Source organism: Sporomusa aerivorans (assembly GCF_041428895.1).
Taxonomy (GTDB): domain Bacteria; phylum Bacillota; class Negativicutes; order Sporomusales; family Sporomusaceae; genus Sporomusa; species Sporomusa aerivorans.
The window spans coordinates 2,703,458-2,727,498 of record NZ_CP156926.1 but is presented as its reverse complement, the minus strand read 5'-3'; the positions used below and the strand labels follow the sequence as shown (position 1 = coordinate 2,727,498).

The following is a 24,041-nucleotide window of genomic DNA, read 5'->3' as shown; positions in this document are numbered from 1 at the left end:
TTTTTACCAGACATACGAAGACCTCCTATAGTAGGTTACTTTCATCCTACCATAGGAGGTCTTTTCGTTCGTCTTCCCGATTAGGGGTTCACTTCACAGCCGGAGCCGTTGTTTCTGCTTCGATGTTTTTCTTTAGTAGTGTTAAAATAACCAATTCCGGGATTATTTTTTCACAACTGCCAGAAGCTTCTGCTTCAGTTCATTCTCAATATTACCAAGTTCGGCCTCTGCGGCCCGGCGTTTCTGTTTGCCGTCCTCCTGCACCTGAATTACTTCTTCAATGGTAGCAATTAGCTGCTGACTCACATACTTAATGGTTTCTATATCTACAATGCCCCGCTCCGATTCCTTGGCAATTCCCACTGTACTAGTTTTTAACATTTCAGCGTTCTTTTTCAAAAGTTCATTAGTAACGTTCGTTACAGCCTTTTGAGCTTCCAGAGCTTTCTGGGCGTTAGACAGACCCATAGCCAGCACCATATGATTTTTCCAAAGGGGAATGGTATTGATGATGGAGTTTTGGATTTTTTCCACCATTGTGCTATCATTATTTTGCACCAAACGGATCTGAGGTGCCATTTGCATACAGATGCTTCTTGTCAATTCCAAATCATGGATCTTTTTGTCGAAGCGATTGCACATGTCTTCAAAATCCCGGGAAAGCTGGGCATCTTGGGGCAACCCACTCGCCTGGGCCTTTTCTCGCAAGGCCGGCGCCTCAGCCTCTAACGCCTCTTTAAGTCGCGCTTTTCCTGCAACGATATACATGGTAAGTTCCTTGTAATAGGTAAGATTCATTTGATACATTTTATCCATAGTGGAAATGTCTTTTAAGAGTTGAATTTTGTGGTTTTCTAAAGAATTGGTAATACGGGTTATATTAGCTTCCACACTTGCATATTTAGTACGCAGGACTTGCAGTTGGTCTCCGGCTTTTTTAAAAAAGCCCAGTATCCCTTTTCGTGGTTCGGCGTCTGTTGTAAAATCTCGAAGCTCTACAGTTAATCCGGTAAGTATGTCACCTACCTGTCCCATGTCCTTAGTCATGACCTTATTTAAGGCAGCTTCAGAAAAGTCCGATACATTCTTTTGTGCGGAAAACCCATATTGCAGTAACTGATTGGTATCCGTCAAATTGATTTTCTTTGAAAATTCTATTACTTGCTGTTTTTCTTTTTCGCTTAGTATACTCTCGTCAGTCTGCACGGAAAGGGGTATAGGAGCAGGAGCTGTTTCGGGTTGCTTCTCGGAATTTTCGATTCCAGCAACATCTTCCCCAAGCGTCAGGTTGATTTCCGGTAGGTCATCCTTATTTTTCATCATTTACATTCATCCTTTTTCTGACAAATAATTCATTTTTCCCCTCTGTTAAGCCGTTTTGAACAAAAATATCCTTTAGCACCTTTACATCTGTTGAAATCTCAGAGGTAATGTCATTAAACATACTGTTGTACAGATTCTGAAAGGCCTCTGTTATAGTAATAAGAACACTCTCAATTTCAGCCATGGCAGCGGTCATCTGGTGATTTTTCATGGGGTTGTTGGACAATTCAATATACCTCTCCAAAAGTTTGACGATTTCCGGCATGTAGTAATTGTTCAACGTTCTGACTGCATCCTGCTTTTCCGGGTGTTTTTCTACGTAATCAAATATATTTGTCAATACCGACTCTATTTTATCAAGATAGGCGCTGACGGTTTCATCAGTAATGGGAGCGTTTAAATTCCGTATTTTTCGGACAAATTCACGGTCGGACATATGTACTTCCGATAGTGTTGGCTCAGACTCAATGATACGACCTGCTGTTTCTTGGTCGGAATCATACTCCTTTTCGATACTTTCGTAAAGCGCCTGATTTTCGATCTGCTCCTGCTTGCTTTGATAGATATCCAGACGAATCAGATATTCTTTCCGACAAACAAAGGCATGGATAATTCCAGCGAAATAGGCAACTAATGAAATGGATACGGTCAAGCGGTTTGCCGCAGGTAAAGGGCAAAGGAGAAGAACCATGTAAAGAACTCCTGCAAGCTTCCATTTCCGGCAGCAGGTTCGAAAACCGATGATAAAAAATGATAAAAATGACACCGGATAGAAAAACGCAAGCAATATGTACCATGAATTTTTAAATTCCCATAACCTTCCTCTTTTGGTTATATCAGGCAAACGCCCTTCCTCCTTTTAATGAATTTATATTATTTTTTAAATAAGCTTCCCTCATAAACTTGCAGCAACTGTTGATACCACTATGTTTTCGACATACTAAGTAGGTTTCCCTTTTGGGTTTATTTTGCCGGCTCATTTAACAATAAAAATGCTCCGAAGTTTGCTATAACAAACTTCGGAGTATCTTTATTTATACCGCATTTTGCTGAGCCGCTCCATTCGCTGTAGCTTCCTTAGCCATGACCCGCGTTTTATCGCTTCGCGAACATTGAGCCAACCTATCCTGTCGTAACGTTGCTCCAAGAAGAGGTATTTTTCGTTTTTGTTTGCTGGAAATAAAAACGTCATTAAGATGTGTCACGGGGGTGTTGCCAACAAGGAATTTTAGGATCTTTATATTATTCGTACTCTCTTGAAAAATTCAGAACAACTATAATTAAGTATCGTCGTCAAATGAACATAATAATACGCAACACCTTGTTCCAAACGATTAGTAACCACCTCAAAATTTCCTGCTGTCCCTGCCACTTTTCCAGAGGAAGCAATAGATTCAAATGCTTCCCTCATGGCTTTTTGTACAACCGGGTGCTCAGAATTGCCCGGATGTCCTAATGACTGGGAAAGGTCGGATGGGCCGATAAATAAGACATCAACCCCCTCTACACCCGCAATTGCGTTAATATTATTGAGCGCATCTGTATCCTCAATTTGCACACAAACCAAAATTTCTTTGTTAGCCTGCTGTGTATATTCACCCAGGGTAATACCGAACCCGTAGTTTGCCGCGCGTGTTCCCACCGCAAGGCTGCGCGTACCCAGAGGGTGATATTTCACGGCGGATACCACCGCTCTCGCCTCATCTACCGTGCTTACATGCGGAGCCTGAATACCCATCACGCCGCGGTCCATGTACTGAAGAATAATCTCCGGATCATTCTTCGGCGGCCGCACAATCGGGATTAAGCCGCTTGCTTGTGCGGCCATGGCCATAAGTTCAACCGTCTCCAACGATATGGCGCCATGTTCACAGTCAATGAGAACCCAGTCGAAACCTAGCTTGCCAACCATTTCGACGATTTGTACCGATGGAATCATAATAGAAACCCCGAATGCGGCTTTTCCCTGCAGGAGTTGTTCTTTCATGCGATTAACCATTGACGATCACCCTTTTCACCGAATAGTATCATTCTATTTCCAGTAATAAGTCTTCGGAACGGTAGTATAACTTCTATCACTTTATTTTGGAGAGATCCAAATTTAACGCTTTGGCAGTATCGCGAATGAGTTGAAAGTTTTCATCCGTAGCAGATACATATTTACTGGCACTTAAAGGCTTTAAGGCATCAGGCCTCACTTCGTGAACTTTAGTCATCGCATCGACAAACTTCTGCTTTAACGCCGGATCTATATCTTTGGCCACAGCAAACGGAGATTGGGGAATAGGCGGACAAGTATAAAAAACCGGCACCTCGTCTTTGGTGATAATTCCTTTTTCCACTGCGCGCGTATAGCTCATTTCATCCACCGCTGCGGCATCAACCTGTTTATTCTTTACCGCCAAAATGGATGCATCATGCCCGTTGGAGTAGATTACGGAAGCAAAATCCGGGGATGATATTCCGTTATCCAGCAAAACTTTGGCGGGAACAAGATAGCCGGAAGTCGAGGCGGGATCAGTATATGCCAGCGCCTTACCCCGTAAATCGTTTAAGGTTTTGATGCCACTGCCTTTGTGGGTAATAAAATAGCTGTTATAAGTAGGCGACCCATTTCCGCCTACCCGCACAACACATACCTCTGCACCGGCTCTTTCTGCGGCCATAATGTACGAAAAGGGTCCAAACATGGCAGCATCAATATGTTTGGTTCGCATTGCCTCGACAACTGCGTTATAATCTGTTGCCACATAAGGCTCAACCTTAACTTTCATAGTTTCCTCCAGATAAGCGACTAAGGGTGAAAATTGTTTTAAGGTTTCCTGCCCGTTTTCGGAAGGAATGATGCCAAGACGAAAGGTTTTTTCGGTTTTGGCTGTCTGACATCCTGTTAATAGTAATGACATAAAGACAAAGCTTACCAGTAACATAACATAACGATTTACTAAATATCTTCTCATGATTCAATTATCCCTCCGTTCAATTTCAATCTGTAAGTAACCTGAGCGCTTTTTCCATCCTATCCATGGCAATCTCCAGATTTTCCAGAGAATTTGAATAGGAAATGCGTACATAATCCGGCGCCATAAAGATTACTCCGGGCGACATTAATACATTGGTTTCATTCAAGATGTACATCGAGAAATCCATAGAGTTTCGAATCATGCAATCCTTATATGACTTGCCAAAAAAGGCCGCTACATTGACCATAATGTAAAATGCACCCCGGGGAGTAAGACAGCTAATTCCTTGCATCTGCTGCAAACGCTGGACAATAAACCGTCTCCGCCGGTCAAATTCCCGGACCATATGGTCAACGGATTCTTTGGACCCTGATAGCGCGGCGACGGCAGCCTTTTGGCTAATGGAGTTCATGTTTGATGTCGTATAGCTTTGGATTAACCGCATAGCGTCAATAACTTGTTTAGGTCCTGCCGCATAACCAACCCGCCACCCTGTCATGGCAAAAGCCTTTGACAAGCCGTTGACCGTGATTGTTTTTGCTTTTATATCACTGCTGATTGACGCCATGGAGAAAAACTCTCCTTCATAGGCCAGATACTCATATACTTCATCAGAAATGACATAAAAATTGCCTTCATGAGCCAGATTACCTATTTCCCGCAGCAGTTCCCTGTCATAAACAGCACCGGTGGGATTATGGGGGTTGTTGAGTATAATGGCTTTTGTTTTATCGGTAATATGTTGCTTAATCTTATCTGCAGTTAGGACTGCTCCGCCCGGTTCTTCAGTGTTGACAAAGACAGGCGTTGCGCCGATCAATTTAACCATTTCCGGATAACTGCCCCAGCATGGGGTCGGTATCAACACTTCATCGCCTTCATTGCAAATAGCGTATAAAGCGTTTGCCAGAACCTGCTTGGCTCCCGTGCTGACAATGATATCCGCCGGTGTATATTCAACATTATTCTCCTCACGAAACTTTGTACAAATGGCTTCCCTCAACTCATAGATACCCTCGACAGGCGTATATTTGGTGAACCCCTGTTCAATAGCCTCGATAGCAGCCTGACAGATATGTTCCGGAGTGTTAAAATCAGGTTCCCCCACATTCAACGAAATAATTGGCCTGCCGGCTCTTTTAAGAGATTCCAGCTGACTGCGAAATTCCGCACTGAGGTTGATGTCCATCAGACTCACCCGGTTGTTTAAACTGGTCATACTTCTCCTCTTTTCTTAAATAATTTTTGCCCTGATGCGATTATTGACTTGGTCGATAACGGCGACGGTAATCAAGGTTAACAACACAATGGCCAAAGCTTCCTGATACTGAAATAATCTTATAGCTGTAATCAGATCGAAGCCAATGCCGCCTGCGCCTACCATGCCTAACACAGTCGCCGATCGTATATTAACCTCCCACCGATACAGAATAACAGTAACAAGTTCCGGCAATACCTGCGGCAGCACAGCAAACTTCAAAACCTGAAAGGTGTTTGCTCCCGTAGATTTGATAGCCTCTATTTCTCCTTTACCAACATTCTCAATCGCTTCAGCATAAAATTTCCCCAACATACCTGCCGAGTGTACCGCAAGCGCCATCACGCCCGAAAAAGGCCCCAGCCCTACCGCCGTTACAAAAACAAGGGCAACAATCATTTCCGATACTGACCGTGTGAAATTCAAAAGCGTTCTACAACTTTTATAAACAATTGGATTAGGAGAAAAATTGACTGAAGCGCCAATACCAATCGGCAAAGCAATAATAATCGCTAAAATTGTACCAGCAACAGAAATCTCAATTGTTTGCAAAATGGATAGTGCCAATTCGTTAAACCTGGTAAAATCCGGCGGAAATGCATGCGCAACAAATTTCGCCATCTCCGGTAAACCTTTTATTAATTTTGCGAAGGAAAATCCAGTTTGTTGAAAACAAATCAGCACCATAATCAGCAATATGATGTAATACCAGCGAAAACTTGGCGACATTTCGTTTTTTATTGTTTCTATATCGATTTTTGGCTGGAAACTAAGTTCGTCTTTTTTCACCAATTGGCGACCTCCTCAAACTGATCGTATACGGAATATAATTCCTTGGCATTCGTTTTATTTGTATTGTAGCGGGCCATAATTTTACCCTGATTCAAGCCAATAATCTCCTTGGAATATTGCAAGGCCAATTCCACCGAATGTAAGGTTAATACCAAACTAATTTTTTCTTCCTCACTGATTTTAGTTAGTAAGTCAAGAATTACCAGCGATGTTTTGGGATCCAAACTGGCAACAGGCTCATCTGCCAGTAAAACTTTGGGCCGTTGCATTAAGGCTCTGGCAATAGCGATTCGCTGTTGCTGCCCGCCGCTTAATTGTCCTGCTTTTTGCAGGCGCTTATCATAAAGCCCAACTTTATCAAGGTATTGGCAGGCCAATTCATAATCGGCGTTCGTAAACCTGGTTAGTAAAGACTGAAATATAGAAGTATAGCCCAGCCGCCCGCATAGTACATTCTCGATAACAGATACCCGTTTAATAAGATTAAATTGCTGAAAAATCATGCCGATGGATTTTCTAAATTCGCGAAGCTGTTGCGGATGCCGTGGCAGTGCCACATTGTCAATGGTGATCTGGCCACTGTCAGTAGTAACTAACCCGTTGATACACCGGAGAAGCGTCGATTTGCCAGCACCGCTGGGACCAAGTAAAACGGTTGGCGTATACCTTTCAATACGGCAAGACACGGATTGTAATACTAGCTCCTTACCAAACGACTTACTTACATTATTTATGCATATCATAAACATCACTCCCTACGCCTGTTCACATTACGAACGTCTGTTATATCACTCTCGCTGTACTTTGATTATAATAAATTTTGTGTGGGAAAATGTTACGAGAATGTTAAAACCACATTAAACTCACATAAAAACAATATAAAAACAACACAGCTATATCATTATTCAGTTACAGAGAATAAGCAATATATTCACATCCGAATTTCAATAGGTTTATTTCCTGAGAAAACGCTGCAAAAATAGTCAAATTAGGTTAAAATTTAAGTAACATTAAACTTTTATGTAGGTGAATATAAATGCTATATGAATCCATTGAACAAAGAAGACAAAAAATACTTGATGAACTAAATGTCAAAAATAAAGTATATGTAAAAACATTAGCCCAAAAATTTGGCGTATCCATGGAAACCATTCGCCGCGATCTCGACTATTTAGCCGCAAACAATCACCTTACTAAAATTTTTGGGGGAGCAATCAAAGTTAAAAATACGCATTTGGAACTTTTGTATAATGAACGGGCGGTCTATAATCTGGATATAAAAAAACAAATCGCCGCCACAGCTGCAAATCTTATTGAAGACAACGATACAATTGCCTTATTAGGCGGAAGCACAACCGAACAAATAACACAGAATCTTTTAATGAAAAAAAATCTGTTTGTTATTACCAATTCTTTACCAATTTCATTTGGATTACTAAACTGCAAAAAGGAAGGGACTTTTGATGGCAGAGTGGTCCTTGTTGGCGGGGAAGCCAACGCTGTGTCCATGGCCACAAGTGGTTTTTTTGCTGAAAATATGCTGGCGAAACTCTCTGTTAATAAGGCCTTTTTATCTTGTGCCGGTTTTTCCCCGGCAAATATTAGCACCTTTCTGGAAGAGCACATCCAGCTTTCCAAGCTGCTTATAGAAAAATCTGATCTCAGCATCTTAGTCGCCGATTCCAGCAAAATGAATGTTAATCATTTGTATAACTTTGCAAGCCTTAAAGATTTCGATATGGTTGTTTGTGATCACGAAATGCCTGATGAATGGATAAATGAGATTGATTTAGACCAGTTGCAATGGTTGACTGCAAAATAACGTGAACTCGTTTCAAAAAAGCTGAAACTTCTGGGGTTCAGGTGGAGAGTCAACGCCACCCCCGAACTGACGCCGCCTCTAGAGGCGGGAGTCTTAACTCGTCGGATAAGATAAAGTTTATCTAATGATGTTTTATTATGAGGCACAAAAAACACTACAATATTACTTCAAGGCAATGGCCTGTTATGTAATACATGAAAATACCCGAAGAATTTAATCTTCGGGTATTTTCATTATTTTGCATTTTGATGTGCTGCGCCATTGGCTTTAGCTTCTTCCGCCATCGCCTGTTCGCCGCGTTTTATCGCTTCTTTGACCATCAGCCGACTTCGCCTGCCGTGACGTCGCTCCAATGAGATGTTCGCATATAACCTTTTGCATTTGGGCAGGAAAATTAAATTATTCAGGGAAAACTATCCATAAGAATGAATCGTTAGGGGGATATTATGCTTAATAGACAATACCTCTCAGAAACCAAACTTTTCACAATCTTAATCTTGACTATTTTTCTAATCACATTTATACCATCAGTTGCAAGCGCCGAATCGCCAGCAGAAGGATATTATAACAGTGGCTCAGACTATTATAAATTAGAACAATACGAGAAGGCTATCTCCTCTTTAGACAAAGCCATTGCGATTAATCCAAAGTACGGAGACGCATACGGGTTACGCGGTTTAGTCCATGAACGGCTTAAGCATTATGAACAGGCTATTGCAGATTTCAGTAAAGCAATTGACTTCGCTCCTCAGAGCGCAGGTAAATATTTTTTGCGCGGTAGAGTTTATTTTTGGTCAAACCAACTTGAGCCAGCTATTGCTGATTTGAACAAAGCGATCACCCTTAACCCACAGTTTGGCGAAGCTTACTTTTGTCGTGGTCTCGTCCATACTGATTTAAAACAATACGAACAATCTCTCATCGATTTTGATAATGCCCTTACCATAAATCCTAAGCATGCGGCCTCCTATTTAAGACGCGGCATAGCATATTATAATCTAAATCGCTGCGAGCAAGCGGTCACTGACTTTAAGCAAGCGATTGCTATTAATCCCTTAGACGCAGAAGCCTACTATCAACGGAGTCTGGCGTATTCGCGGTTAAAACAATATGAAAAAGTTATCGCCGACTGTGATCAAGCCATTGCTATTAATCCCAACTATTCAAAAGCCTATGCCATTAAAGGAGCTACACTGCCGCTGCTAGGCCGTACCCAAGAGGCAATTGATGCTTTCCGGCAATGCATCCGGATTGGCGATAATCCCACCCTTGTTGACATTGCAAAAAAATCAATTATTAAACTGGGTGGCCCCCCTGACAAGTGACGAGTGTCCCTATCGCATCAACTAGGTAAGCTCTTTTTTCCATTAAAAAAGGAGATTCCATACAACAATGGTTAAATAACGCACAGGATATTAAGCCAAAGGGGCTGGGTTTCGTGTTACGCCATCTAAAACATAAATCCGGTGTTTCGTTAATTATCTGTATTTTACTGCTTGCCTCTATGCCTTTGTTAGCGAATGCCGAGCCACAGGATGAAAGAGGGTATAATAATCGCGGACTTGACTTCTTCGTAGAAGAAAAATTTGACCAGGCTATCTCCGACTTCACGAAAGCCATCACCATTAATTCGCGGTTCGAATATGCATACAACAACCGTGGCATTGTGTACATTGCGCTAAAACAACCTGACTTAGCCATCGCCGATTTTAGCAAGGCCATTGAGGTTAATCCCAAGTATGGATATGCGTATTATTGGCGTGGCAAAGCTTATTACGCCAAAGGACAATTTCAGCAAGCTATAACTGATATTAACCAGGCCATTTCATCCGGATATCAACACATCGAGGTCTACAGAACAAGAGCGATTGTCTATTTTGATCTGGAACAATACCCCTCGGCCATCGCTGACTTTGATAAGTATCTAGCAATTGATCCACAAGATATGAACTTACATTTTAAAAGGGGCCTTGCTTATAGTAACCTAAAGCAATTTAACCAAGCCATCGATGATTTTAATTTGGTCATATTAACTAATCCACAGGATGCTGCCGCGTATAGCGGTCGTGGACTTGCTAACTATCATCTACAACAATATGAACAGGCTCTTGCTGATTTTGATAACGCAATTACCATTACACCTAATTCTGCTAGTTTTTACTTTTACCGTGGAAATGCATATTGTACTTTAAAACAAAACGACAAAGCTATCGCTGACTATGATAAAGCCATAACAATTAATCCCAATTTCGAACTTCCATATTCTAATCGGGGCTTCGCTTACTATGAGTTAAGACAATTCGATAAAGCTATCGCCGACTATGACAGAGTCATAGCAATTAATCCCAAGCTCGAACCCACGTATGCTAACCGGGGCTTTGCTTACTACGAGTTGGGAAATTTTGAGCAGGCTATGTCTGACTTCAACAAAGCTTTAGAGTTTTCCAAGGCGATTCCGAATACATATTTCGGCCGTGGCAATACCTATTTAGCCTTAAAGCAATATGACAGTGCCGTCGCTGACTACAACAAAGCGCTGGCGCTTGAACCGAACCAAGAGAGTGTCTTTAGGTACACATTATATCGAGGTATAGCTTACTTACAGTCAGGTAAATTCCATCAGTCTATTACCGACTTTGAAAATGCCCTTGCCCTTGATCCCCAATTTGCCGCTTTGTATTATTACAAAGGACTCGCATTAATGAACCTGGACCGCAACCAGGAGGCCATTGCTGCCTTCGGTCAGTACATTGCGCTTGGAACTGACGACTCATCACTCAATGAGGCAAAGGACTATATCCTTAAACTCACTGAAACGTCATGATTAGGCTCTTATTGATCCAAACGTCAATTGGATAATTAAATGTAATTTATCCAACTTAATCATTAGGAGGTACTATGCGTATATGGTATCTAAATGACAAGTCTCCATTCAAAGTTTTACTGCCTTTATTACTAGTTGCTCTTTTTCTGATTTTGTCACGTTCCTCAGTTGCAAAGGCTGAAGAATTAATGGCAAAGGATTTCTTTGATCTTGGAGTCGCGCAACTGAAGGCACAACAATATGACCGATCCATCGTTGAATTTAACAAGGCCATTGCTATCAATCCCAAATATGCTGAAGCTTATTATAACCGTGGCAAAGCGTACTATGAACTGAAACAATATGATAACGCTATTGAAGACTTTAGCCAAACAGTCTCTTTGCAGCCGGATAACCCCTCCGTATATTATTACCGTGCTTTTTCCCACGAGCATTTGAATCAATATGAGCAAGCTATCACTGATTATAATAAAGGCATTGCCATTAGACCTACGGATCAATACATGTATAATGCCCGTGGTAACGCCTATGCCGAATTAAACCAGTACGAGCAGGCCGTTGCCGATTTTGACAAGGCAATTGCCATTGACCCAAATTACGCGCATGTTTACTATAACCGGGGAAAGATTTATTACAAGCTGAAGCAGTATGAAAAGGCTCTCGCGGATTTTGATAAAATGATAGCCAATAAGCCTAATCATGCATCTGTATATACCAACCGTGGCGCTACTCATGCCGCCTTAAAGCATTATGAGCAGGCCATCGCAGATTATGACCAAGCGATAGCTCTAAACCCAAAGGATCCTGTCACTTATTATAATCGCGGCACCGAATACGCACATATAAACAAGTTTGATCAAGCGATTTCCGATTTTGACAAAGCTATTGCAATTAACCCCCAGTATATAAATGCATATTACAACCGTGGTCTTGCCCATGCACGGTTAAACGAATACGCAAAGGCTATTGCCGACTATGACAGAGTCATTGACATTAATCCTCAGTATGCGAATGCTTACACGAGCAAAGGCGTTGCCTACGTTTATTTAAATCGATATGAGCTAGCTATCACCGAATATAACAAGGCAATTGAAATTGATCCTTTGTCTGCACTCATGTACTATAATCGGGGCCAGGCCTATTGCCGATTAAGTCAATATGAGCACGCCATCGCCGATTTCGATAATACCATCGCCTTAGATCCCCGGTATGCAAAAGCTTATTATATGAAAGGAGTAGCATTGGCCTCCCTTAATAATAACCAAGAGGCAATAGCCACCCTTCGTCAAAGCATTCAACTCAGCACAGACCAGGAAATGATTCGAATGGCTAATGACCTAATCCGGCAATTTGCTGGCACACCCTAACAAGGGCTACGGTGTAAACAACCGGCATCTAAAATCAAGAACCCGAAGCTATCTATCGGCTTCGGGTTCTTGATTTATTTAATATAATCTTGCTGCTATTGAAACAGTTCCATCTCACTAGTAAATACTATTTTATCAGACTTAATTTCCATGTTGCTGATACATCCCCTGGATTGATTTTTAATGCCGCTTTATAATAAGCAATTGCCTTTTGTACATTACCTTCTTTTAGCGAAGTATCAGCATCCTTCATATGATTTACATAGTGATCCAGTTTTTTTCCGGTTTGATCATAATAATAACCGCCAACTACTACTATTTTTTGTTTTGAGTAAAAATAATCCACAGCTTTATCAAATACAGGCTGAACCACCCAGTTACCTTTCTTGTCAATAACACCAAACTTGTCGTTCCATTTCACCCTGGCTATACCATTATGAAATGAGCTGAAGTCCAGCGCCATCATAGGGAGCCATTTACCGACGGGATCATACTGCGCCGGCAAAACCATATTTCCGCTGGTATCAATATAGCCAATCTTTTGTCCTACGAAAACAGCCGCCAGTCCATCCCTGAAATCAGTTGCACAGTCAAACACAGCAGGAATGGTGAGTATCCCTTGCTTATCAATGAAACCGAACCTGTTATCAATTTTAATTACGGCTAGCCCCTCATGAAACGAACTCCACCGCAGCCCGTCTATCAATAAGCTTGGTTGCGGTTCGATTACAGTTTGCCCTGATTTATCTATAAACTCTACCGCAGCTCTTCCTTGAATTTTAATTACTGGGGCAAGACCTTCGAGGAAATTTTGGCCTCTTCCATCCACTTCAAACATCACTGCTCCGGCTTTATTAATGTACTTTGTTCTTGCTCCTGAAAAAACCGAGTAAAGACCCTCAGAAAAAGGGTTCACCACACCAGATTGCAATTCGATCACTTGTTTCCCGGTCATATCAATAAATCCGGTCAGCTTACCTACCTGCACCTCCATCAAGTCCTCAGACCAGGCCCATCCTACCTTGTCATATTCGGGTTTTATCACCATTTGTCCCTTAATATTGATAAAACCGTATTTTCCCCCCATCTTGACCGCCGCTAGCTCGGAACCGCGAAAAAAAGTGTTACGGGCTTCCTCAAATTGAGGTAAAATTACCCACTTACCGTTGTTTACCAATAGGTAGCCGCATTTTTCTCCACCCGGCAGAGCGACCTTCATCATTACCAAATCGTCCGGCTTATAATTCGGTTGATTTACAGCTCCCGCCGACAATGTCAGGCCTAGCATCAAAAGAATAATCAAAAACAAGATTCCAAACCACTTTTTCATTGTTACTATCCACTCCTTTATGAATAACCCAGAAATAAGTATAAAAATTTCCAAATAATTATATTTTCCTATTTCTATTTATTACTGTGTATTTATTCAAGTTTTTGAACCTTTAATATTAAAAAAGATATGACCTTGACCATGAAAAAACAGACCCTTCCATTTTTAATGGTTAATCGGTGTAGAGGCCCATTCGTGTATCAGCCATAACAAAGCTTTCTTTATTTACTCAAAGACAGATTATATTTTTTCATTTGGGCACTCAACATAGCTTGACCTTCTATTGACTAGAAGGTCAAGTGTCTAATGATAAAATAATTTGACTATTGGAATGGTATTTGTAATTCTGTCACGAATTTATTGCAATCATTTGTAATTCCTGTATCAATTATAGTAATTTCTACAGAATCCCCTTTAACTTGGAAGCCAGAATCTTTAAGATAATTTAATAGCAAAGCGTAATACGGCACAGCATCTTCATGAGTTCCCTGATATTGGACGGTTGCATAAGAGCCTTCTGGCAATACATTATCTTCATTTTTGAAACCGTCGGTTTCAACGATTACAAAAATAGATGAAAAGTGTATAAATTGTCTTTTGATTAAATCCTGCTGACTAACAGATACACCAACATTTCCAAGAAAAATATCATCATCCAGACAATGATTTTTACATAAATCCCGAATGAGAGGTTCAAAATCATCAGCAAAAGTAAATTTTTTCTTTAATAATACAATCTTTCTTTGTGGTAAACACTTGACTATGACCTTACCATATGGTGCTGATAGGGCAGTTTCTATTTGTTCAATGCGGTTTGAAATTTTTTTTTCAATCCGTGCTAACTGCTCTTGCTTTTTTAAGACACTATCACGCTGCTCAATAAAAATAGATAAAATGGTATTGACATCTTTTTCATCGAAAAAATTAGATATTTTTTCTAGTGGTACATCTAAAGCACGCAAATATTTTATTGTATTCAAACGCTCAAACTGATTTGTAGAATAGTAGCGATAATTTGTATCTTGATTTACATATTCCGGTTTTAGGATGCCAAGTTCATCATAATATCGAAGTGTACGAATATTCATGTGAAAAAGCTGGGCCATTTGACCAACCGTGTAAAAGGCCTTTTTACCAGCTTCTTTGTGATCCTCATCTGACATTTTTCAATACCTCCTTGCGTACAAAGCTATTATAACAACATTAAGTTACGAATTATTCTATTTTATATATTAGCTCACCCTGTTTGTTCAATCAATATTGCGATATATCCAAACCATTGGAAACAACAAAACTATTTGCTATTACAATACAAACTCAAAATCACTTGACTCTCTAGCTGCTAGAGAGTTTATAGTTATTTTATAGTTATTGTTGTGAAAGGAGAATCTTAGTGATTGGAACATTTGTAAATACCGGCACAATTTTGGTTGGAAGTGTAGTGGGTATTGTAATAAGAAAAGGACTTAAAGTGAAATACCACAATATTCTTTACGATGCTATGGGACTTGCAGCAACAGGTCTTGGCATACATGGCTGTTATAAAAAATATGTCCAACAGCGCCTATCCTGATTTGTTTATTATAAGTCTTGCAATTGGTGGCATTTTAGGCACGGCTATAGATCTGGATGGCAAATTTAATAAACTTGTGGGAAAATACTCCAAAACTAATCTCGGACAAGGTTTATCGACAGCTATTATCCTTTTCTGCTTTGGAATCTTGTCTATTCTCGGACCAATTGAAAGCGCACTTAATCAAAACAACACTTATTTGTTTACTAATGCAACATTGGATTTAGTTACTTCTCTTGTGTTGGCTTCAACTTATGGAATAGGAATTTCCTTGTCCGCCTTGGTATTGTTTATCTGGCAGGGGAGTATTTTTCTTCTTGCGCATCAAATTGCCCCATTCCTTACATCTGAATTTATGACGGAAATCTCCATCGTTGGAGGGTTTCTCATTTTGGCTTCCGGGCTATCCATATTAAAAGTTAAATCATTCAATACATTAAATCTACTGCCATCTTTACTGGTCCCCACCATAATGGTTTTTGCTCATTCACTTATTAGGAGGTTTTTATGAAATTCGCAGTGGAAGATAAAGTTTTTGAAATCCTTGATACGGTTTGCTTTGCCGTTGTAATTGCACATGGAGTAGATAATACGGTGCTTAATTTAAAAATTCAAAAGTTTTTAGAGGAAAATATACTTTTGTGTCAATCTTCTCTTAAGAATATAAACGTGAAAGAAATAGAACCGGTATTGTGCTACCGGGAGGCTTTCCGTAAGCTTAATGTCAATCCTAATAAATATATGTGTTCTATCGAAGCATTGTTGACAAAAATAGCTAAGGGAAAAGACATACCAAGCATTAACACAGTAGTTGATTTGGGTAATGCCATATCGCTTAAATATAAAATTCCGCTTGGTGCACATGACATTGATACAATGAATGGAGAAATGACTTTACGGTTTTCAAAGGAGCAAGATAATTTCATTCCGTTTGGATGTAAAGAGTTTGAGCCAGTGGATAAGAATGAAATTGTGTATGCCGCCAATAACTCAGTGAGGACAAGAAGATGGACATGGCGGCAAAGTGAAGAGGGAAAAATCACTACTCAATCTAAAAATATTTTCTTTCCAATTGACGGCTTTTCTGATAACAATATGGATATTATGCGTTCTGCTCAAAAAGAACTAGCCCATGTACTCGAATATGAGCTGGGCTGTGAGGTAAGTATCGGATGGGTAGATGCTAAGGATAAAAGCTTTAGTATAAGTGCTATTTAAGTTTATAAGAAAAAAAAGTTGATGAACACAAATAGGAGGTAATTCATGGAAAGAAACATAAAGAAATTGTTTATTTGCACAGTTATATCCTTCAATTTGGTTATTGCAATCTGGCTTATAATCTTCTTTGTAGTAGATAGCAATTATGGCACTGATTTGAGTATTGTTTCATTAATTCCTTGCGTTTGTTATGTGGTGTATAGAAAAAAATTACTTAACGAATTAGGAATAGAAAAATTCTATCCTATACTTTGACACTGCCTTTTTAGAAATTGTACCTGCCTCGGAACGAATTGATATGAGCTTAACAATTAAGCAGTTAAGTAACTCCGTGTCCTTTTTAACTCAAAGAACACATTATCCATATGAATTGTTACCATAGATTATTTGATGAATAACCCGTTCTATACTATGACTAGAGCCTTAGCTATACTATTGATAGTTAAGGCTCTAGTTCGATGACTTACTTATTTTCCCTTTAAATTTGTTATTTTTATGAACAGGGCACCAGTGAAATGCTTATAAATAACCTTTTCTGAAAAAACATCTCACGGACAATAACTTCACTACACCAAATAACCTATTTATTTAATGTGAATTGTCATTTTGTATTTAGGTGTAAGCAGTCAATCAAAATGCAGAGTTTTCCGCCACAAAGTGCAGAGTTTTTCAAGTAATACTTTTGCGGTGCTTTAAGCGATAACTGTCACCAGTCATATTGATAATCTCGCAGTGGTGGATTAGGCGGTCAAGAATGGCTGTTGTAATCGTTGCATCGCCAAGGAACTCAGCCCACTCGTCGAACCCTTTGTTTGATGTAATAATCATCGAAGTACGCTCGGCCATAGAAGACACAAAGCTAAAGAATAAATTAGCCTCTGCCGGGGAGAGTGGCATAAACCCAACTTCGTCAACAATCACCAGAGCAGCCTTACTTAAATATCTGAGTCGACGTTTGCTGGCTCTGGAAATTTCGGACGTTTTTAGAATCTTCATAAGGGTATCCAAGGTTTCAAACGCCACTGCATAACCCAAGTTCAGCCCCTTCACCGCCAGGGACAAAGCAAGATGGGTTTTACCAACGCCGGGAGGCCCCAACAAGCAAACATTGTATGCTTGTTCAACCCACGTCATATCACTTAGCCGCAACATCTGTTCCTTGGAAACACTGCGTTGAAAACCGAAATCAAAAGAATCCATGGTTTTCTCAGCAGGCAGGCTTGCTCTGCGGCGGCGTAGCAGATTCTGTTTTTGTACTCGAAGCCGTTGCTGTTCCAGTAAAAACAGTTCTACACTCTCCACGGGTGTTAGTGAATTTTTACCTGCAAAAAGTGCTTCAAAATCCACGGGAGTCATGCGTAAATCAGAAAGTAGTCCAGTTACCCGGTCAATTGGCCGCATCATCATCGGTCACCACTTTCCTTGGCATAGACATCAAGCGAGCGCTTTTGCGTTGTCACATGATACTTTGCATTGCTCATCGGAAGGGGCAACTCTGGCGGCTGGGGTTGTTTAAAGGCATTGTGTTCCAGATAGTCTTTTATGTAATTCGCGCTGTAAAGGTTACTGTACTGGCAAAAACCTACAGCTTCCAGGACAGCGTCTACAGCATATTGGTCGCAGAGCGTATGGATCAGCTTAAATTGATCTCTGGCATACCGGGATTTCTCTGTACGGATCGTTTGGAGAAAGTCATCCGCCTTGGCAAGAAGAAGCGTACCCAGTGCAACCTGCATCTGGTTCAGAGAGCTGGTTCTGTCGCGCTGGTGGCTTCTGCTTTGGATGAGCAGACCCCGACCGTTGGAAATGCGATGTTGGCAAATGCGATCGCCAAATACAGTCTGAATGTATAAAATGCCATCTTTGGGCACAATACAAACCTCTTTTTGCGCATTGTAAGTGCCAAGTGGAACGGAATAACGGTTGCTGTCATAAATAACGGTATTGTCCTTGCGGACAGTTCTACATAGGTGAGCGCCGTTATTTTCTGCGCAATCGACCAGCGGCCGTAAGTATTCCCGTTCTTCGGCAAATACTTCGGCAGGCACACGCTTTGTTGTTCCGTGAATTTTTGCGTTTGCGGTACGCTCCAACCAATCCAGGCAGCTGCTGTTTAGAATATCATCATCCACGTAAAGCCGGTTTTCCAGAAAATTGCCTTTCACATATTTCACGGTGCTTTCCACCTTCCCCTTGCTTTCAGGGTCAGCACCACGGCACATATAAATACTCAGTTTGCACTCCTGCCGAAGTTTTTCAAATTCATAAGTATGTATGATATCACCGGCATTTTCTGCCACGCAAACGATACTATCCTGGTCAAAAACCATCTCTTGCGGCATTCCGCCCATATACCTGAAGCATTGGTGACATACTCGCACCAAATCCGAAGCGGTGTAGGGGCGGCTCTGTAATTCGGCATATTTAAAACGGGAATGTGCCAGAACAAAAGCTGCAGCATAGACCTTGATGCGGCCACCGTCTACATTTTTCAGCCACTTCTCGCCAAAGTCTACTTGCAATTGCTGCCCCATTGGCAATTCAGGAACAGCTGCATAATCTCGTTGATTGAGTGCTTTGCGCAGATCATACTCATTCCGCAGGTTCTTTACATACCGAGAGACCGTTCGTTCGCTAAAGGTCGCGCTGTAGTGTTCTTTTAACCAATCACAAACCTGTGCTGCGCTAAGCGTAGGATAATCCCGTAGCCAGCTGATGATTGTGTCCTGGTAATCGTCTAGCAGCCTGACCTTGCAGACCGTGGCGACATTAGATTCATACTCATCCACCGTCATATTCCAGTAGCGGTCCACTGTTCTCCAGTTGATGCCAAGACTTTTCGCCACGGTATCTTTTCGGAATCCGCGTTCTTTTAGTTGATGTATTTTGCTATACACAGAATATCCCTTCATTTCTAGCAGCCTCCATACTCAGCGTGCTTCTATTGTATCAGCTGACTGGAAACTGTGTAGTTATTGGCGAAAAACTGTGTGCTTTGTGGCGAGAAAGTTTGTAGTTCTACTGGCTTAAAACTCTGTATTTTAGTTTACCATTTACATTAGGTACTTGTAATATATCAAAACCGACTACGATTAGCTCCCTGTTATTCTGTAACACCGCATTTGCAAGTTCCAGAGGAATACCTCCTTTTGAAACTGGAATCGGTTGATTTTGTATAGCCGCCAATTCTTGTATAAGCCATTCTTTAGATATCCAGTTTCCCATGTTTTGCGGTGTTTCGTTCAGCCACCTACTCATTTTCGGTAATAACTCCATACTATCTAAGACCGACGTCTCTTTTGGGTAGATAACGCTAGCAACATTGGACGTATAACTGTCATGAACGGGATCTATTCGGTATAAACGTATGGAGTTGATGTCAGAAAAGTTTTTCAATAGTTCAAAGTCATCTTCTTCTATTTCCGAAACGTTATATACTCCCAAATCTGTAATGGTCTGATCATTCTTACCCCATAGCCGCTCTTGTCGCGCTCTTGATAGTACTCCGATATTTCGCAGCATATCTAAGATTTCTCCCGTACCATCCAAATCGGCCTCTAATGCTCCGGAATAATAACTGAAAGCACCCTGATCCGGAATATAGAACTTCTCAAATTTATTCCGCACAATGCTTTCCATAATTCTCCTGGAACTATCTTTATTTTCAGTCGAAGCATCGCTCCATAAAAAATTGGTCAGTATTCTTAATGCACGGAAGGTAGCCAATGACCAGTCGTGCTGTTCGGCTAAATCTTGAGGCATAGGCACGGAAAGCTTCTGCAGTGTATTAGCAAACATCGCCTCTTTATATCGCAGAGGAAATTCGGTATGGCGGTTGTTGCCTTGATCATCCACAAAAAGTCTGACAACATGTGAAGTAGCTACTAAATCTCCTGAATCTAACAGTTGTCCGGAACTCCTCAATCTGGGTCCCCAAAATCCAGTTTTGCTGTCCTGATTTTCGTAAAACCATTGTAAAAGTGCATGTTTCCACTCCGGAGAAAAATTGTATAAATTAACACGTTCCAGGTCTGGAAAGTAGACTATTTCAAAAGCCAATATATATGGCGTCTTAGGTAACTTGGATGCAACCCAACCTGCTGTAGACAGATCATCTAAATAATTCTTTAATTTTTCTCCTGTATTAATCTGATCTAAGAAGCTTAGCGGGTACTTTAGATGAAGTGGCTCACCTATTTCCTTTGCCAAAAGTTCAAGGTGGCTCACCATATTAAGTGTAGAACCAACATATGTACAAAGAGGATACGAATCATCCATAAATGCACCTGTCCTGGAATTTTGCAGTCCCAAATAAAATTCTAATTCCTTTTTCTTATCAGCAAACTTTGGAACTTTAATTAAGCCCTCTCTGTTCTTTAATTGCTTATGAAATTGATTGAGCCGGCTAAATGCTGTTATATATTGACCTTTGTCAATATAGTAGACGATTCCGACCATCTTAAATTCAAATTCTCCCATATAATATCCTTCGGCGCGAAGCTCACCATTTAATTGAAACATTTCTGGAATCAATTTTAAACTTTTATAGACTAAACTTCCTGAAACAATTAAACCAATTGATATCATGACCGTTATTACAGTGATTAAATACTTTCGCTGAGTATTATTACGGATCCCCCCATATACCATTGTGTTTATTCACTCAACTTCCCGCAGCATTTTTTCTATACTAGTGATACGTATCCGCAGCTCGGAAAGTTCTTCAATCATTTTTTGTTGATTTTCATTCATTTTCTGTTGTGTTAAGATTGCTTCCTCCGTCAACTTACGATACGCCTCATCTCTTGCTATTTCAGCCGTACTCGTAATTCGAATTTGACGCATTTTAAACCATTGCCACGCCAACATCAACATCAGTATCATTCCGGCAACCAAAAAAGTAAATCCATAAATATCAAAGCTTTTCATTCGTTTTCCCCCTCTTCCTTATCAACGCCCAAAGTAGCCTCACCGAACTCTTTTACATTGATTGGCTTCATCACTTCCGCAATACTCTCCGGACTTAAGCAAAGTACAAATGGTGTTACCTCATAATAGTTCATTGCTTTTCCATCCGCCGATAATTCTAGTTTACTAGTTACCAAACCAGCCTGCTCTAAACGCTTCAAATGCAAATATAGTAATGGTCGACTTATCCTAACCTCACGAGCAAGTTGACTCACATGAATACGCCTGTCGCACAACAATGCAATAATTTGCAAGCGATGCGGATTTGCCATTGCCTCCAACATTTTAATTAAATCCTCTCTAGAAGGTGATATTGGCTGTATTTTTTTTTTATTTTCTTCCCCTCCAATTCTCCCATCTAAAGAATCCTCCACCATTTAAAACAACAGTCTTCCACCTGTAATAAACATATTACAGGTGGAAGACTATTGTCAATATTTTGTTTTACTTATAACACGCTGGAAGAGAAAATATGTTCTTTTAATTATTTTACAAAATTAAAAAAGATGACCCGAAGCTCTAGTAAGATCTTCGGGTTATCTTTTTATATTTAATCTGCATTCTGATGTGCTACACCATTCGCTTTAGCTTCTTCCGCCATCGTCTGTTCACCGTACCTAACAGCTTCTCTGACCATAGAGCCAACTTCACCAGTGGTTACATCACTCCAATGAGATGTTCGCATATAACCTTTTCTACTTTTTCTTCTTTGCTACACATTCGATGCCAAAAAAATTATCCTGTTTAGAGTCAGTTGTAGTTCGAATTGCGGCAGTTATATCTGCTAAAAACCTGCTAGCAAACGCTAATTCACTTTGACTATATGCACTAAAAATTTTCTTAAAAACTTCTTCCGCCTCCTTGTGCAAGGTTTCGTGAAGTTCAAAAACTTTTCTCCCCAGCGGCTTTAAACGATAGTAAATTTCTTTCTGATTATTTGTCAGACGATAAGCTTCGATCATATTTTTCTTTATTAACTTAGTTGTTATCTTGGAAATACCGCCCTTAGTTATGTTTAATTTTTTGGCAATAGTTGTTGTATTAGGCATTTCATTGCGTTCAATACAATCTATCACATGACATTCCGCCAAAGAAATACTTATATTATGCAGTTCTGCATGTCCTTGCTCCAGCACAATATTTTCCAAATTCTGTTTCTCATAATCTTCCAGATCATTAAAATGATACATTAAGATTTCAAGCTCGCTAATTAAAATCTGAACCTTCCGCTCTCTATTTTGCATACTATCAACCCAACTTTTACATAATGTCATTCTTATTTGAAACATTTTTATTATACAACATATAATTACACGAAGCCAAGCATAAATTGTTTCCATGTTAATAATTTTATAGTTGACACGGAAATAATATTGTTTTATAATAAAATTGGTTTCCAAGGAAACCAATGGTATTACAAGGAGAGATGCATAATGAAAATTGATCTATCAGTTACCGTTACCGAAGAAATTCTAAAATCAATGTCGAGTATGACTGCTGCCGGTGAAATACCTCCTGTTGTTCAATTCGGCCATATCGGCACCCACTTCGATGTTATGAATAAAAAATTTCCGTTGGAGAATACCGAAAGAAGAGGAATACTCTTTGATGTCAGCCACGTGAAAGACAGAGAAATTGAAGCAGACGATATCAATATGGACGAAATCACTGAACACGATTTTATTATGTTTTATACCGGGTGCTTAAAAGAAAACAGGTTTGGAACTCCTGAATATCTCCAAAGCCGTCTCGAATTATCAGATGCGCTAATAACCGATCTTGTAAATAAAAAGGTGAGCATGATTGGCATTGATTTCCCGGGTATCCGTAAGCCTGCCGAACATCCCCGTGCTGACCAATATTGTGCGGATCATGGAGTCTTTGTTATTGAAAATCTAGCAAACCTGGAAATATTGCTTGCTGCGGCTAAAGGCCAGCCGTTTTTAATGCATACTTATCCGGTCAATTATGAAGGACTGACAGGGCTCCCCTGCCGGGTTGTTGCCGAAGTCTAACACCGCTGGCAGGTAAACCCATATATAACTGAAACCGCTGATTTTTAAACGCGTGTCCACCAAAACAGACAGCACTCTTCCAAGTCGTGCTGTCTGTCTACTTTAATCATATTTCTGAGCATGTTTCAATACTGGTACCGGAAAATATGTTTGGCTGTAATAGTACATTTAAGCCTGTATTCGTTCTAAACTCATCAGTTAAACCTTGAAAGGTGTGAACAGTATGCCATTCCAAATTAACGCTGACTGTAAAAAGTGTGGGATATGTCAGTTACCATAAATTGACTGTACACACACGGAGGAGATCAATTAAAACTAGCAATCCGCACCATTGACAAAAAGAAGAAATCCTGCTTGCCTCCCGGTGAAGGTAAACAAATTCAGGATCTAATATACAATAAAAGCCTACAAATCCTTATAAATCAAGGATTTATAGGCTAATTCCATTTCTAGCCTTTTAAGCCGTATTTAACCGTGTTTAATACATAAAACAGCAACCTCAAAAACCTGATGTTTTCTAACCATATCCGGGGAAACATAAACCACCTTTTTCCACAACCCGTGAAGCCTTGTTGCACAAGGCTTCAC

At 40.3% G+C, this 24,041-nt stretch carries 24 protein-coding genes; 8 read left to right on the top strand and 16 right to left on the bottom strand.

The window, feature by feature from the left end; all coding sequences use genetic code 11:
• Positions 1-162: 162 nt before the first annotated feature.
• The 7 genes from SATMO3_RS12795 to phnC form a co-directional block, all read right to left on the bottom strand.
• Positions 163-1,323 (bottom strand): toxic anion resistance protein, encoded by a 1,161-nt coding sequence (locus SATMO3_RS12795; protein WP_371381172.1) that lies wholly within the window; start codon positions 1,321-1,323, stop codon positions 163-165.
• A complete protein-coding gene (locus SATMO3_RS12790; RefSeq protein ID WP_371381171.1) occupies positions 1,310-2,014 on the bottom strand; it encodes a 5-bromo-4-chloroindolyl phosphate hydrolysis family protein in 705 nt (234 codons plus the stop codon). Before SATMO3_RS12790 ends, SATMO3_RS12795 begins: the two co-directional genes overlap by 14 nt.
• A 546-nt stretch (positions 2,015-2,560) precedes the next feature.
• The gene (locus tag SATMO3_RS12785; protein ID WP_371381170.1) at positions 2,561-3,322 is read right to left on the bottom strand and encodes an HpcH/HpaI aldolase/citrate lyase family protein; all 762 of its coding nucleotides are present in this window, start codon (positions 3,320-3,322) and stop codon (positions 2,561-2,563) included.
• A gap of 76 nt (positions 3,323-3,398) precedes the next feature.
• Complete coding sequence (phnD, locus tag SATMO3_RS12780) at positions 3,399-4,283, bottom strand: phosphonate ABC transporter substrate-binding protein (RefSeq protein WP_371381169.1); 885 nt, start codon at positions 4,281-4,283, stop codon at positions 3,399-3,401.
• A 25-nt stretch (positions 4,284-4,308) separates the two neighbouring features.
• Positions 4,309-5,505 (bottom strand): pyridoxal phosphate-dependent aminotransferase, encoded by a 1,197-nt coding sequence (locus SATMO3_RS12775; protein WP_371381168.1) that lies wholly within the window; start codon positions 5,503-5,505, stop codon positions 4,309-4,311.
• Between the two features lie 15 nt (positions 5,506-5,520).
• A complete protein-coding gene (phnE, locus tag SATMO3_RS12770; protein WP_371381711.1) occupies positions 5,521-6,333 on the bottom strand; it encodes a phosphonate ABC transporter, permease protein PhnE in 813 nt (270 codons plus the stop codon).
• Positions 6,330-7,079, bottom strand: a complete 750-nt coding sequence (phnC, locus tag SATMO3_RS12765) for a phosphonate ABC transporter ATP-binding protein (RefSeq protein ID WP_371381167.1) — start codon at positions 7,077-7,079, stop codon at positions 6,330-6,332. The genes phnE and phnC overlap by 4 nt, the downstream gene beginning before the upstream one ends.
• Positions 7,080-7,372: 293 nt before the next feature.
• On the opposite strand from phnC, the gene SATMO3_RS12760 reads away from it, so the two are divergent.
• The 4 genes from SATMO3_RS12760 (at position 7,373) to SATMO3_RS12745 (ending at position 12,349) form a co-directional block, all read left to right on the top strand.
• Positions 7,373-8,158: a DeoR/GlpR family DNA-binding transcription regulator gene (locus SATMO3_RS12760; protein ID WP_371381166.1), complete on the top strand. Its 786-nt coding sequence runs from the start codon at positions 7,373-7,375 to the stop codon at positions 8,156-8,158.
• A 446-nt stretch (positions 8,159-8,604) separates the two neighbouring features.
• Complete coding sequence (locus SATMO3_RS12755) at positions 8,605-9,483, top strand: tetratricopeptide repeat protein (RefSeq protein WP_371381165.1); 879 nt, start codon at positions 8,605-8,607, stop codon at positions 9,481-9,483.
• 113 nt (positions 9,484-9,596) lie between these two features.
• Positions 9,597-10,982: a tetratricopeptide repeat protein gene (locus tag SATMO3_RS12750; protein WP_371381164.1), complete on the top strand. Its 1,386-nt coding sequence runs from the start codon at positions 9,597-9,599 to the stop codon at positions 10,980-10,982.
• Between the two features lie 74 nt (positions 10,983-11,056).
• Positions 11,057-12,349 (top strand): tetratricopeptide repeat protein, encoded by a 1,293-nt coding sequence (locus tag SATMO3_RS12745; RefSeq protein WP_371381163.1) that lies wholly within the window; start codon positions 11,057-11,059, stop codon positions 12,347-12,349.
• Between the two features lie 127 nt (positions 12,350-12,476).
• Here SATMO3_RS12745 and SATMO3_RS12740 read toward each other — a convergent pair whose 3' ends face one another.
• Both SATMO3_RS12740 and SATMO3_RS12735 read right to left on the bottom strand, forming a co-directional pair.
• Complete coding sequence (locus SATMO3_RS12740; RefSeq protein WP_371381162.1) at positions 12,477-13,679, bottom strand: WG repeat-containing protein; 1,203 nt, start codon at positions 13,677-13,679, stop codon at positions 12,477-12,479.
• 323 nt (positions 13,680-14,002) lie between these two features.
• A complete protein-coding gene (locus tag SATMO3_RS12735; protein WP_371381161.1) occupies positions 14,003-14,842 on the bottom strand; it encodes a MerR family transcriptional regulator in 840 nt (279 codons plus the stop codon).
• Between the two features lie 230 nt (positions 14,843-15,072).
• On the opposite strand from SATMO3_RS12735, the gene SATMO3_RS12730 reads away from it, so the two are divergent.
• The 3 genes from SATMO3_RS12730 to SATMO3_RS12720 are packed head-to-tail and all read left to right on the top strand — an operon-like array spanning position 15,073 to position 16,470.
• Complete coding sequence (locus tag SATMO3_RS12730; RefSeq protein ID WP_371381160.1) at positions 15,073-15,252, top strand: DUF554 family protein; 180 nt, start codon at positions 15,073-15,075, stop codon at positions 15,250-15,252.
• Complete coding sequence (locus tag SATMO3_RS12725; protein ID WP_371381159.1) at positions 15,212-15,763, top strand: DUF554 domain-containing protein; 552 nt, start codon at positions 15,212-15,214, stop codon at positions 15,761-15,763. Before SATMO3_RS12730 ends, SATMO3_RS12725 begins: the two co-directional genes overlap by 41 nt.
• Positions 15,760-16,470, top strand: coding sequence for a B3/4 domain-containing protein (locus SATMO3_RS12720; protein ID WP_371381158.1), 711 nt, complete (start codon positions 15,760-15,762; stop codon positions 16,468-16,470). The genes SATMO3_RS12725 and SATMO3_RS12720 overlap by 4 nt, the downstream gene beginning before the upstream one ends.
• A gap of 669 nt (positions 16,471-17,139) precedes the next feature.
• On the opposite strand, the gene istB is transcribed toward SATMO3_RS12720, so the two are convergent.
• From istB to SATMO3_RS12685, 7 genes are all read right to left on the bottom strand, one after another.
• Entirely contained in the window at positions 17,140-17,877 is a 738-nt protein-coding gene (istB, locus tag SATMO3_RS12715; protein WP_371371064.1) for an IS21-like element helper ATPase IstB, read from the bottom strand.
• Positions 17,874-19,382 carry an IS21 family transposase gene (gene istA, locus SATMO3_RS12710; protein ID WP_371371065.1) on the bottom strand — a complete coding sequence of 503 codons (1,509 nt, stop codon included), beginning with the start codon at positions 19,380-19,382 and terminating at the stop codon, positions 17,874-17,876. The genes istB and istA overlap by 4 nt, the downstream gene beginning before the upstream one ends.
• Before the next feature lie 106 nt (positions 19,383-19,488).
• Entirely contained in the window at positions 19,489-21,120 is a 1,632-nt protein-coding gene (locus tag SATMO3_RS12705; RefSeq protein WP_371381157.1) for a hypothetical protein, read from the bottom strand.
• 9 nt (positions 21,121-21,129) lie between these two features.
• A complete protein-coding gene (locus tag SATMO3_RS12700; protein ID WP_371381156.1) occupies positions 21,130-21,399 on the bottom strand; it encodes a hypothetical protein in 270 nt (89 codons plus the stop codon).
• Positions 21,396-21,815: an ArsR/SmtB family transcription factor gene (locus SATMO3_RS12695; protein ID WP_371381155.1), complete on the bottom strand. Its 420-nt coding sequence runs from the start codon at positions 21,813-21,815 to the stop codon at positions 21,396-21,398. The genes SATMO3_RS12700 and SATMO3_RS12695 overlap by 4 nt, the downstream gene beginning before the upstream one ends.
• 173 nt (positions 21,816-21,988) lie before the next feature.
• Positions 21,989-22,123, bottom strand: coding sequence for a hypothetical protein (locus SATMO3_RS12690; protein ID WP_371381154.1), 135 nt, complete (start codon positions 22,121-22,123; stop codon positions 21,989-21,991).
• A 10-nt stretch (positions 22,124-22,133) separates the two neighbouring features.
• Positions 22,134-22,682: a MarR family transcriptional regulator gene (locus tag SATMO3_RS12685; protein ID WP_371381153.1), complete on the bottom strand. Its 549-nt coding sequence runs from the start codon at positions 22,680-22,682 to the stop codon at positions 22,134-22,136.
• 189 nt (positions 22,683-22,871) lie between these two features.
• Between SATMO3_RS12685 and SATMO3_RS12680 the strand changes: the two genes are divergently transcribed.
• Entirely contained in the window at positions 22,872-23,453 is a 582-nt protein-coding gene (locus SATMO3_RS12680) for a cyclase family protein (RefSeq protein WP_371381152.1), read from the top strand.
• Positions 23,454-24,041: the final 588 nt, after the last annotated feature.

What these genes read in the sequence shown, in the direction of transcription:
- SATMO3_RS12760 (WP_371381166.1), top strand. Translation starts at nt 7,373, where the DNA reads ATGCTATATGAATCCATTGAACAAAGAAGACAAAAAATACTTGATGAA.
- SATMO3_RS12755 (WP_371381165.1), top strand. Translation starts at nt 8,605, where the DNA reads ATGCTTAATAGACAATACCTCTCAGAAACCAAACTTTTCACAATCTTA.
- istA (WP_371371065.1), bottom strand. Translation starts at nt 19,382, where the DNA reads ATGAAGGGATATTCTGTGTATAGCAAAATACATCAACTAAAAGAACGC.
- SATMO3_RS12690 (WP_371381154.1), bottom strand. Translation starts at nt 22,123, where the DNA reads ATGCGAACATCTCATTGGAGTGATGTAACCACTGGTGAAGTTGGCTCT.
- SATMO3_RS12685 (WP_371381153.1), bottom strand. Translation starts at nt 22,682, where the DNA reads ATGCAAAATAGAGAGCGGAAGGTTCAGATTTTAATTAGCGAGCTTGAA.
- SATMO3_RS12735 (WP_371381161.1), bottom strand. Translation starts at nt 14,842, where the DNA reads ATGTCAGATGAGGATCACAAAGAAGCTGGTAAAAAGGCCTTTTACACG.
- SATMO3_RS12775 (WP_371381168.1), bottom strand. Translation starts at nt 5,505, where the DNA reads ATGACCAGTTTAAACAACCGGGTGAGTCTGATGGACATCAACCTCAGT.
- SATMO3_RS12705 (WP_371381157.1), bottom strand. Translation starts at nt 21,120, where the DNA reads ATGGTATATGGGGGGATCCGTAATAATACTCAGCGAAAGTATTTAATC.
- SATMO3_RS12740 (WP_371381162.1), bottom strand. Translation starts at nt 13,679, where the DNA reads ATGAAAAAGTGGTTTGGAATCTTGTTTTTGATTATTCTTTTGATGCTA.
- phnD (WP_371381169.1), bottom strand. Translation starts at nt 4,283, where the DNA reads ATGAGAAGATATTTAGTAAATCGTTATGTTATGTTACTGGTAAGCTTT.
- SATMO3_RS12790 (WP_371381171.1), bottom strand. Translation starts at nt 2,014, where the DNA reads ATGGTTCTTCTCCTTTGCCCTTTACCTGCGGCAAACCGCTTGACCGTA.
- SATMO3_RS12695 (WP_371381155.1), bottom strand. Translation starts at nt 21,815, where the DNA reads ATGGTGGAGGATTCTTTAGATGGGAGAATTGGAGGGGAAGAAAATAAA.
- SATMO3_RS12795 (WP_371381172.1), bottom strand. Translation starts at nt 1,323, where the DNA reads ATGATGAAAAATAAGGATGACCTACCGGAAATCAACCTGACGCTTGGG.
- SATMO3_RS12785 (WP_371381170.1), bottom strand. Translation starts at nt 3,322, where the DNA reads ATGGTTAATCGCATGAAAGAACAACTCCTGCAGGGAAAAGCCGCATTC.
- istB (WP_371371064.1), bottom strand. Translation starts at nt 17,877, where the DNA reads ATGATGATGCGGCCAATTGACCGGGTAACTGGACTACTTTCTGATTTA.
- SATMO3_RS12720 (WP_371381158.1), top strand. Translation starts at nt 15,760, where the DNA reads ATGAAATTCGCAGTGGAAGATAAAGTTTTTGAAATCCTTGATACGGTT.
- SATMO3_RS12680 (WP_371381152.1), top strand. Translation starts at nt 22,872, where the DNA reads ATGAAAATTGATCTATCAGTTACCGTTACCGAAGAAATTCTAAAATCA.
- SATMO3_RS12745 (WP_371381163.1), top strand. Translation starts at nt 11,057, where the DNA reads ATGCGTATATGGTATCTAAATGACAAGTCTCCATTCAAAGTTTTACTG.
- SATMO3_RS12700 (WP_371381156.1), bottom strand. Translation starts at nt 21,399, where the DNA reads ATGAAAAGCTTTGATATTTATGGATTTACTTTTTTGGTTGCCGGAATG.
- SATMO3_RS12725 (WP_371381159.1), top strand. Translation starts at nt 15,212, where the DNA reads ATGGCTGTTATAAAAAATATGTCCAACAGCGCCTATCCTGATTTGTTT.
- phnC (WP_371381167.1), bottom strand. Translation starts at nt 7,079, where the DNA reads ATGATATGCATAAATAATGTAAGTAAGTCGTTTGGTAAGGAGCTAGTA.